This is a genomic window from Neisseria sp. HMSC056A03 (assembly GCF_001815685.1).
Taxonomy (GTDB): domain Bacteria; phylum Pseudomonadota; class Gammaproteobacteria; order Burkholderiales; family Neisseriaceae; genus Neisseria; species Neisseria subflava.
The window spans coordinates 1-8580 of the sequence record NZ_KV821570.1; the positions used below are offsets into that span (position 1 = coordinate 1).

Consider the following 8580-nt stretch of genomic DNA (forward strand, 5'->3'; position numbering starts at 1 on the left):
GTAAGCCTAATCAGGGTAAGCCTAATCAGGCTGAGCCGACACTAGTAAATACTGAATATAAACAAGTACTGAAAGATAGTAAAGACGGAGATGTAGAGGGAGAGGTTCCCGAAGCATCTGAGAGCGCAAAACCCATCAACATCGGCAGCGACGATTTTCAGATTTTCGACAACTGGGAGCCTGAAGACAAAAAAGCGTTTAACGCGAAACTTCGACGATCACAAATTCCAAGCTTTGAGGACGAACGAATCAAAGACGCGCTGATTGAGTTTACAGGCTACTGGGGAGCAAGAGGCGATATGCAAACGCAGGCGATGTGGGAACACAAGTTTTTTCAATCACTGACACGCTTAAAGGCAAGAGGCGAATTGGGCGCGGTAAGACGAGACCCTGCACACAAACGCATAGCCGTACGAACTGCTGACGGTATGCCGGTAATGACCAAAAAACAGGCCGCCGAACTTAGACCACTGGGGAAATTTTGAAAATGACTGAGCAATTTGAAATCTTGGCAAGTTTGGAAGCAGAGCAGTCTGTATTGGGCGCAATCCTGATTGACAACGATTCCGCCAACTTGCTGACAGACTTAACGCCAAACAATTTTTTCAGCGAAAAGAACGGCCTGATTTTCAAGACAGCCATATCGATGATTTCAGACGGCCTGCCGGTAGATGTGATTACGCTTGATGCTGAACTTGGTAAGCGTGGATTGAGCGAAGAAACAGGCGGCCTTGCTTACCTGATTGACCTGCAACAAAACACGCCGTCAGCGGCGAATGTTAGCCGATATGCGCGGCTGGTGTCAGAAAGCGCGGCAGAGCGTGAATTGCGATTCGCTGCTGAACAAATCGAAAGACTGGCGACAGAACGAGATGGCCGCTCAATCGCTGACAGACAGGCTGAAGCGGTTGCCCTGTTAGACAAAATCGGCGGCACAGCGGCAGGCAGAAGCGAGGAAATGAGCTACGAAGATGCGATCAGAGCAACACTGCACCACTGGGAGCGAATTTCTGAAACTGACGGAATGCTTGGCTTTTCTACCGGCTTGAAGTGCCTTGATGAAGTTACAGGCGGCCTGCAACGCGGAAATTTAACGGTAATCGGTGCAAGACCCGGCATGGGTAAATCCGTGTTGGCTGAAAACATTGCCCGGCATTGTGCAAAAAGCGGCTTGTCCGTCCGATTCCAAAGCTACGAGATGTCAGGCGTAGAACTAACCCAACGCGGCGCATCTGCTGAATATTCGATTGATTACGGCAGGCTGAAGAAATACCGCATGACACGGGAAGAGCATAACGGCTTCGCTGAATACTTGAACGAGGCTAGAGACTGGAAGTTTGTGATTGATACGGAAATGGTCGGAATTGAAGCAATCGCCGCGCGATGCCGACTAGAGAAGCGCAAATCGGGGCTTGATGTGTTGGTCGTTGACCATCTGCACCTGATGCCGCGTAAAGGCGTGAACGAGGTTGCCGAACTTGATGATATTACGGCACGCCTGAAACGTCTGGCAATGGAACTGCAAATTCATGTCTTGCTGGTTGCACAGCTAAACCGAGCGACAGAGAAACAGGCAGATAAAAGACCAAGCCTTGCAGACCTACGAGGAAGTGGCGGTATTGAGCAAAACGCGAACTTAGTTCTGATGCCATATCGTGAGGGCTACTACGATTCAGACGCACCGCAAGAAACGGCTGAGTTGATCATCGCGAAAAACCGAGACGGCGAGCGTGGCGTTTTAGATCTAGTGTGGCAGGGTCAGTATCAACGATTCTGCGAGTATGAGTATTACAGCTAGGGAGTAGGGCAATGCGTGAAACCTGCTTTTACTGCAAATACGCAAACTTCCAATCAGAGGCAAACACGCCGATGAGAGGGTTTGCGAAATGCGAGAAATCGCAAACGCCTGAGCAACGGGCGAGCTTCTACTTCGGAGGCTATCAGTGCGACAAGGGCGATTACTGGAGCGGCGGAAAAGGTTTCCAGCCAGCCGATGAAATCGTGATACAGAAACGGCGCGAAAAGTTTGAAGAATGGCGCGATAAAAGGAAATGAAAATGAAAAATTGGTTAATTGAGAAATTGGGCGGTGTAAGTAAGAAAGACTATGAAGAGGTTATTCAGGCCGCTAATAGTTTGAAAGGCATGGCCGATGATTACAGTCAGAGGATTTCAGACGGCTTGAAAGAAAAAGCCGAAATGAGAGCAGAAAAAGCCGAAATGGAAAAGGCGGCTGAAATGGTCAGCGCGAATCTGTCGGAAACAATAAGCCGTCTGAACGAAGAAAAACGCACTTCCAACGGCTTAATGGCAAAAGGCACGGCACTGGGAATCAAGGTTTCAGAGCTGCAAGACGAATTGGAGCGTAAAGACAAAGAACTTGCCGATACGAAAGTGAAGTTACTGGACGTTTTGCGAAATAAACCTTCTGACCCCGCGCTACGAAGCGAGATTGCACGGCTGAAAGGGGAATTGGAACTGCTGAAACGCAACAAATTCAAGCGAGGCCGCAAATGATGACACTGTTTCTAATTGGGCTTGGTGCTATCGTGGCACTTATCGGAATTACTCTTTGGGTAGATATGCCGCCGGTTGATGAATTTGGTTGTAGCTTAAAAGGGGAGGGATGGGATGGATACTAAGAAATGCAACAAATGTGGAAAAGTGAAACCGTTACCGGAAATGACTAGGCGTAGAAATGAGGAGACCGGGGAGTTTAAATACTTGTCTTTCTGTAAAGACTGCAAAGCTAAATATCAAGATCAGTATAGGCGTGAGAACCGAGAGATTATTAATCTCAAACAGTACGAACGACGGCAGAAAACACAAAAAGAGAAGCGAACGGGCGTAAAACAAGAGCCATTCAAGCCGGTGGCAGTTGAGCCTAAGTCTAAAGTTTGCACATGCTGCAAGCAAGAAAAGCCGATAGACAGCTTTTATAAAAAATATCCAAACAGCGCCGGAATCTGGGTTTACACCTCACAGTGCAAGGAGTGCAAAAGAGCGGCTTACAGGGCGAAGCATGGAAGCAATGAATGGAGTAATCCGCGTGGCCGATCAAAAAAACCGAGCGTATGGGATTTAACGTGTATGCCTAAAGGTTTGAGTGTTGAAGATACTGTCAATCTTTCAAACGAAGCGTTCCCCCTGTTGAGTAATCAGTATTGGAAAACAGGCGAGGCACAGAAGATTTACAAGCAGTTCGGCAGAAAGTGGAGTTATTTATGAAATTCTCGGTATTTTTGATTTGTGTGTTGGTTGTAGTGTTGGCGATTGGATTTGTTGAATGGGTCGCAAAGAAAGTACGCAACCAAGACGATGACGATGATTGGGGTGGGCATTGTCAGTATTGATAGAAAAGCCGTGTAAGTCTGTATTGCTTCCTTACCCTAACAAGGATTTAAACCCAAACAAGCGGCTAAATCCTCACGTTAAGGCAAAAGTTTTCAAGGCGGCAAAGAATGAGGCTTACACGCTTGCAGAAAGAGCCGGGCTAAAGGGGATTCAGCAAAGGAAGCTTAGATTGCTGTTTTCCCCGCCTGATAGGAGGCGGCGAGACTTAGACAATATGCACGCAAGCATGAAAGCAGCTTTAGATGGCATTGCGCTTGCGATTGGCTGTGATGACAGTGAGTTTTGCCCAATTATTATTGACCGTGCGCCGCCGGTAAAAGGCGGTTCTGTTTTAGTGGAGTTTTACGATGATTAAATTTTTCGCTTTTGTTTCAGCATTGATTTTTCTTCATGCTGGCTATTTTATAAGTAAAGTTCTGTCTGTGCTTGATTTAAAAAAAACGTTAATTTTTCAAAAAGGCAGCATGAAAGTAGTAGAAATTCATACGATTCAACTGTTTATTTTTGTTGTTTTTTCCGTGATTTGGGCTTTCCTTATGCTTTCATTCGCACTGAAACCTTAAGGAGTTTTATGAATGAGTAGAGACGAATTGAGGTTATTGGCGTTGTCGTATCGAAATATTGACTGGCTTTTAAATCTTCGGAGCAGGAGTAAGTCAACACTTAAAAACCGCGCGAAGAGGAAACGTAAGTGAGCGCGATCAGAAAAGCGGCCAAAGGGGAAGATTGCACACTCAATATCGCAGGGGTGTGCAATTACAACCCTGAAACAGTGGTTTTGTGCCATTTTCCAAGCGAAACGCACGGCATGGGGCTGAAGAGTAACGATTTATCGGCAGGCTTTGGGTGTAGTTCCTGTCATGACGTGATAGATGGTCGGTCGCATATCAAGTTGAGCAAGGAGGATAAAGAGTTTTATATGCGACGGTCGCAGTTCAGAACGCTTTTAAAGCTGATAGACAAGGGAATCGTTAAATGCAAAGCGTAGCGTACAGGCTGACCAAAGACAACAAGCGGCCATTGATGACGACCATCTACAACAATCTAGGCGTATGGTTGGAGGCAAACGCAGAGCTTGAAGTGTGTGTCAGGCCGTATAAATCAAAACGGAGCGTAGAGCAAAACAGGCGGCTTTGGGCAATCTACGGCAAATTGGCAGATGAGGCGTGGGTCAACGGCAGGCGATACAGCGCGGAAACGTGGCATGAATATTGCAAAGGCGTGTTACTGGGCTTTGATATTAAAGCCATGCCGGACGGCACAGAAGTTAAGACACCGATAAGCACGACGACACTAAACACGGCAGAAATGACAGACTACCAAAACCGCTTGCAGGCGTGGGCGGCGCAGGAATTTGGCATTATTTGGGAATTTTGAATGAAAGGGAACGCTATGACGCTAAAAGAGCTAATCAAACTCAAACAAGCCGACTGGGGAATGAGCAGAGCCGAAATCACAGCCCGGATTGACGTCGAGTATAAATTTTTCTCCATGATTTTAGGTGGGAAGAAGATGCCTGAACGAACGCTGAAAAATATGTTGGAGCGTTTGGATTTTTCCGGTTGCGAAGAACGATGGCTGATCGCTTACTTCATCCGCCAATCAGGGAAGATTCCCCTGTCATTGCTGACTAGTGCTGAGAATGTTGAGGCCATTGTAGACAATGCCGCAGGAAATATTATTGAGTTGTATTACTTGGAAAAAAGCATTAATTGAAATATAAACGGGGGCGGAAAATGTATTACACGGTTGAGCAGGTACTGGAAGATGTTTACAAGATTCGAGGCGTGAGAATGGAGCCAATGAACAACACGGCTTCTGTTTGTGCTTGGTGCGAAAGCAAAGGCGTTACCGGCGGCGGTGGCAATTTAACGCAGTCCGAAACCCACGCAAACGCCGCGATGATTATCAGCCGTATAGAGCGCGTATTAAACCGATACGAGCTTGCAGTAGTGGAGTGTAAATACAGCGAGGATTTGAGCGGAATCGTTGATATTACCGCCTATATCGAAGCGCAGAACAACGGCGTAAACCTGCTGATATGTGATGCGCTGGTGTCGAATATCTTGAGGGAAGTCCCAAAACAGGTGGATATTATGGATAAGTACGATATTAGCAAGATGACATTATGGCGACACTCTAAAAAAGTAAGTCAACAAATTGCCAAGCTGGAAGAGGCTATTCAAATAAAACTCTATGACGAGTTTAAACGCTGTGGCATAATTTAATAACACTCTTTATCACAAAAAGGAAAACAACATGAAGAAACTATTACTGACTGCTATTGTCGCAGGATTGCTGACTGCTTGTGCGGCGGCGATTGAGCCAAGTCAACAACAATTAGCCGCAGCTACCTATCCCGATCCGATGCCGCCGAGCCAGTTTGAGAAAGCAATAAAAGAATGGGCGGTTGATAACCTTGTTGACCCTGATTCTATGAATATTCGTAGCGTTGACACAACACCAGCGCGTAAAGGTTGGATTGCGGTTTGTACGAAAATTGACCCATCAATGGGCAACTGCATGACGCGTATGTTTTACTTTGGCCATATCTTCAACGCGCGTATTAATGCAAAAAACCAGCATGGCGGTTATACAGGCTTTAAAGACTACGCCTTTGTTGTGCGTGGCGACCAAATCAGTTATGGCGTTGAAACTGAAAAAATTTCTAATATGAAATTGTTCTAATCTGTTGACGTGATGTTACCTTTTATATACAATTATGCTATAGTTTGGAAATAGCTATATAAACCGCCTTTACAGGGCGGTTTTTTGCATTTCAAGATAGCCTGTGATTCAGGCATAGATATAACAGAACGCGGAGCAAGTGAGACGCGTTTGCCCGACCTGACGGCCGCCTGCCATGACAGGCTGTAAAGCGGTTCTTGCACATAGCCCCTGCCGTTATCGGTATGGGGCTATCCCTTTAGATTTTATCCATTAGTCGGTTATATTTTGCCAACAACTCAAGATAAGCAACCGCGTATTGTGGAACGCCAATTTTGTGCCATTTGCTAATAGATGTTGGGCTTATACCCAACCGCCTTGATAGGTCTGCTTGTGTAATTTGCGCAGAGTCTAAAAGTGTTTTAAATTTTGTGTTTTGCATATTGCAATATCTAATTAAGTTATATATAATTTGTAATTATATTGATGTTGATTGGAGTTTGTCAAATGGCAGCTTTAAGTGGACTTGAAACTATTAAAGAGGTTCGGAAGCGGCAAAATAAGACACTGCTTGCTTTTAGCGGCGGTAAAGATGCTGTTGCTACATATCTCGCTATAAAAGATTATTTTGATGAGGTAGTCCCATATTATTTATATCTCGTCCCTGATTTGGCATTTGTTGATGAGCAGCTTGATATGTATGAGTGGCAGTTTGGCTTTAAGATCACTAAACTCCCACACCCATCATTGCATAGACTGCTTAATAATTTTGTTTTTCAGCCGCCGCAAAATTGCGCTGTCATTGAAGATGCAGGGTTGCCTGATTTTGATTACACTGATATTCAGGCCGCGATGTGCCAAATGCATGGATTGGACAAAAAAACATTAGTTGCTGATGGTGTCCGTGCTGCCGATAGCCCGATGCGCCGTATCGCGATCCAAACACATGGCAGTATAAGCTACAATCTGCTTAAATATCATCCTATTTGGGATTGGAAAAAGGCTGATTTGGTAGAGTGCTTTAAAAAGCACAATGTCCGCCTTGGTAGTGATTACAAGATTTTTGGGCGGTCATTTGATGGCTTGGATTTGCGGTTTTTACTCCCGATAAAAAAACATTATCCTGATGACTATAAAAGGATACTTGAGTTTTTTCCGATGGTCGATTTAGAGATTTTTAGATGGGAGTGCGCAAATGGCAAAATCTGATTTGAAACAACAGGCTGCTGATAAAGTGGCAGCCGCTAAAAACCAAGTGGCAAAATGGAAGCGTAAGCAAAAGCCGCTTGTAAATATGCCGGAATTAACAGGCAATCCGGAAACCGATAGTAAAAATGATTTAGATGCTGTCAAACAAGGATTCCGAGACCGTTTAAAGGCGGAAAACAAGCGGAAAGTATCAGCGACAGACAGCGAGTATTGGAGTTGTATTTGTTTCCAAACTCGCGCACAGGCGGATGCGTTTATTGCGGCCATGAATTGGCGACAGTTTGGCGATAAATACATTGATGGGGTTAAATTAGCCGAATATCTTGGCATTGAGTTGCCGGATGAAGAGGTGGCGTTTGTTGCTGATCCGAAAGTTGATAAGACTTGGGTAGGATTTGTAGATTAATTTTCAGTGGCCGTCCAATGGGCGGCTTTTTTGTGTCTGTAAAAAGGAGGTGTCTATGCGTGGCGTAAAAGTGCATGGCAAGCCGCATATTCGCGGTAAGGTCGCTGGTGGTCGTGGCCGTAGTAATGCGTTTTCGAGCCGTTCAAGCGGTTCATAATATTAAAGCCTGATTTTATTGGGCTTTTTTTATTTATAAATTAACCCCATGCAATAAAAGGTGTTTTATGCCAGTTAAAGGTGCAGATATTTGCGGTGCAAAAACCCGTAGCGGTGGAGTGTGCCAAAGCCCTGCCATGCCTAATGGCCGTTGCCGATTGCATGGGGGGAAAAGTACAGGCGCGCCCAAAGGTCATACAAATAGCCGTAAACCGGGCAGCCTGTATTCTGATTTTTATACAGACGAAGAAAAAGAGATTGCTGCTGAAATTGAGCTTGAGAGTGTCGATGAAGAGTTGAAACTGTGCAAGATTCGATTGCGCCGCGCCATGAAGCTTGAAGAAGAGCAGAAGCGGCGACAAGATGAAGAGCGGTTAGAGTTGGATAGATTGGTGGAGACGCCATCTGTTATTGGTGGTGTTGCAATTCAAGACGACCCTGATGTGCCTCCTGTGAAACAAAAGACTTTTGTTTATCGTGATTACGGGGAGATTATTAACCGCCTGCTTGCCCGGATTGAATCTTTGACGATGACACGTCAGAAGCTGCTTAAAGGTTTGGTGGTGGATTTGAAATCATCTGATGGAAGTATGACCCCGAAAACAGGCTTGGCGGCTTTTGAGTCAGTGGAAGAATTTTTAAAATACGCGCATGAAGTAGATGATATGGTGTGATGGAACAAGGTCATATTAATGCAGCCCGATTGAAATCATACGGCAGCTTGTATATGTTTACACGCTGGATGTTTTATCAAAGACGTGGCTATATTTGGCAGCGAGCGAATCATCA

The 8580-nt window shown here is 45.3% G+C and carries 16 protein-coding genes; all 16 read left to right on the forward strand.

Translation table 11 applies throughout. The annotated features are described in order from the left end of the window. Positions 1 to 485, forward strand: a 485-nt coding sequence (locus HMPREF3052_RS11700; protein WP_210399491.1) for a DnaT-like ssDNA-binding domain-containing protein, incomplete at its 5' end; no start/stop codon positions are given. A 2-nt stretch (positions 486 to 487) separates the two neighbouring features. Further along, positions 488 to 1798, forward strand: coding sequence for a replicative DNA helicase (locus HMPREF3052_RS00025; RefSeq protein ID WP_070747473.1), 1311 nt, complete (start codon positions 488 to 490; stop codon positions 1796 to 1798). An 11-nt stretch (positions 1799 to 1809) separates the two neighbouring features. After that, a complete protein-coding gene (locus HMPREF3052_RS00030) occupies positions 1810 to 2055 on the forward strand; it encodes a hypothetical protein (protein WP_141756581.1) in 246 nt (81 codons plus the stop codon). A 2-nt stretch (positions 2056 to 2057) separates the two neighbouring features. Beyond that, complete coding sequence (locus HMPREF3052_RS00035; protein ID WP_070747478.1) at positions 2058 to 2516, forward strand: hypothetical protein; 459 nt, start codon at positions 2058 to 2060, stop codon at positions 2514 to 2516. Further along, the gene (locus HMPREF3052_RS11945; protein WP_283126922.1) at positions 2513 to 2641 is read left to right on the forward strand and encodes a hypothetical protein; all 129 of its coding nucleotides are present in this window, start codon (positions 2513 to 2515) and stop codon (positions 2639 to 2641) included. Before HMPREF3052_RS00035 ends, HMPREF3052_RS11945 begins: the two co-directional genes overlap by 4 nt. Next, entirely contained in the window at positions 2631 to 3227 is a 597-nt protein-coding gene (locus HMPREF3052_RS00040; protein ID WP_070747481.1) for a hypothetical protein, read from the forward strand. The genes HMPREF3052_RS11945 and HMPREF3052_RS00040 overlap by 11 nt, the downstream gene beginning before the upstream one ends. Positions 3228 to 3327: 100 nt before the next feature. Beyond that, positions 3328 to 3708 (forward strand): RusA family crossover junction endodeoxyribonuclease, encoded by a 381-nt coding sequence (locus HMPREF3052_RS00045; RefSeq protein WP_141756582.1) that lies wholly within the window; start codon positions 3328 to 3330, stop codon positions 3706 to 3708. Beyond that, positions 3701 to 3916, forward strand: coding sequence for a hypothetical protein (locus tag HMPREF3052_RS11860; protein ID WP_070747484.1), 216 nt, complete (start codon positions 3701 to 3703; stop codon positions 3914 to 3916). The genes HMPREF3052_RS00045 and HMPREF3052_RS11860 overlap by 8 nt, the downstream gene beginning before the upstream one ends. A gap of 128 nt (positions 3917 to 4044) precedes the next feature. Continuing rightward, on the forward strand, positions 4045 to 4341 hold the full coding sequence (locus HMPREF3052_RS00055; RefSeq protein ID WP_049351890.1) for a DUF1364 domain-containing protein: 297 nt from the start codon (positions 4045 to 4047) through the stop codon (positions 4339 to 4341). Next, positions 4329 to 4730, forward strand: a complete 402-nt coding sequence (locus HMPREF3052_RS00060) for a recombination protein NinB (protein WP_070747487.1) — start codon at positions 4329 to 4331, stop codon at positions 4728 to 4730. The genes HMPREF3052_RS00055 and HMPREF3052_RS00060 overlap by 13 nt, the downstream gene beginning before the upstream one ends. Further along, positions 4731 to 5069, forward strand: a complete 339-nt coding sequence (locus tag HMPREF3052_RS00065; RefSeq protein WP_070747490.1) for a hypothetical protein — start codon at positions 4731 to 4733, stop codon at positions 5067 to 5069. A gap of 20 nt (positions 5070 to 5089) precedes the next feature. Next, positions 5090 to 5581, forward strand: a complete 492-nt coding sequence (locus HMPREF3052_RS00070) for a hypothetical protein (protein ID WP_070747493.1) — start codon at positions 5090 to 5092, stop codon at positions 5579 to 5581. 31 nt (positions 5582 to 5612) lie between these two features. Beyond that, positions 5613 to 6041: a hypothetical protein gene (locus HMPREF3052_RS00075; protein ID WP_070747495.1), complete on the forward strand. Its 429-nt coding sequence runs from the start codon at positions 5613 to 5615 to the stop codon at positions 6039 to 6041. 486 nt (positions 6042 to 6527) lie between these two features. After that, complete coding sequence (locus HMPREF3052_RS00080) at positions 6528 to 7229, forward strand: adenine nucleotide alpha hydrolase family protein (protein WP_070747499.1); 702 nt, start codon at positions 6528 to 6530, stop codon at positions 7227 to 7229. Continuing rightward, positions 7216 to 7635 (forward strand): hypothetical protein, encoded by a 420-nt coding sequence (locus HMPREF3052_RS00085; RefSeq protein ID WP_014580656.1) that lies wholly within the window; start codon positions 7216 to 7218, stop codon positions 7633 to 7635. The genes HMPREF3052_RS00080 and HMPREF3052_RS00085 overlap by 14 nt, the downstream gene beginning before the upstream one ends. Before the next feature lie 224 nt (positions 7636 to 7859). Further along, positions 7860 to 8465, forward strand: coding sequence for an HGGxSTG domain-containing protein (locus HMPREF3052_RS00090; protein ID WP_070747502.1), 606 nt, complete (start codon positions 7860 to 7862; stop codon positions 8463 to 8465). The last annotated feature ends 115 nt before the right edge of the window (positions 8466 to 8580 follow it).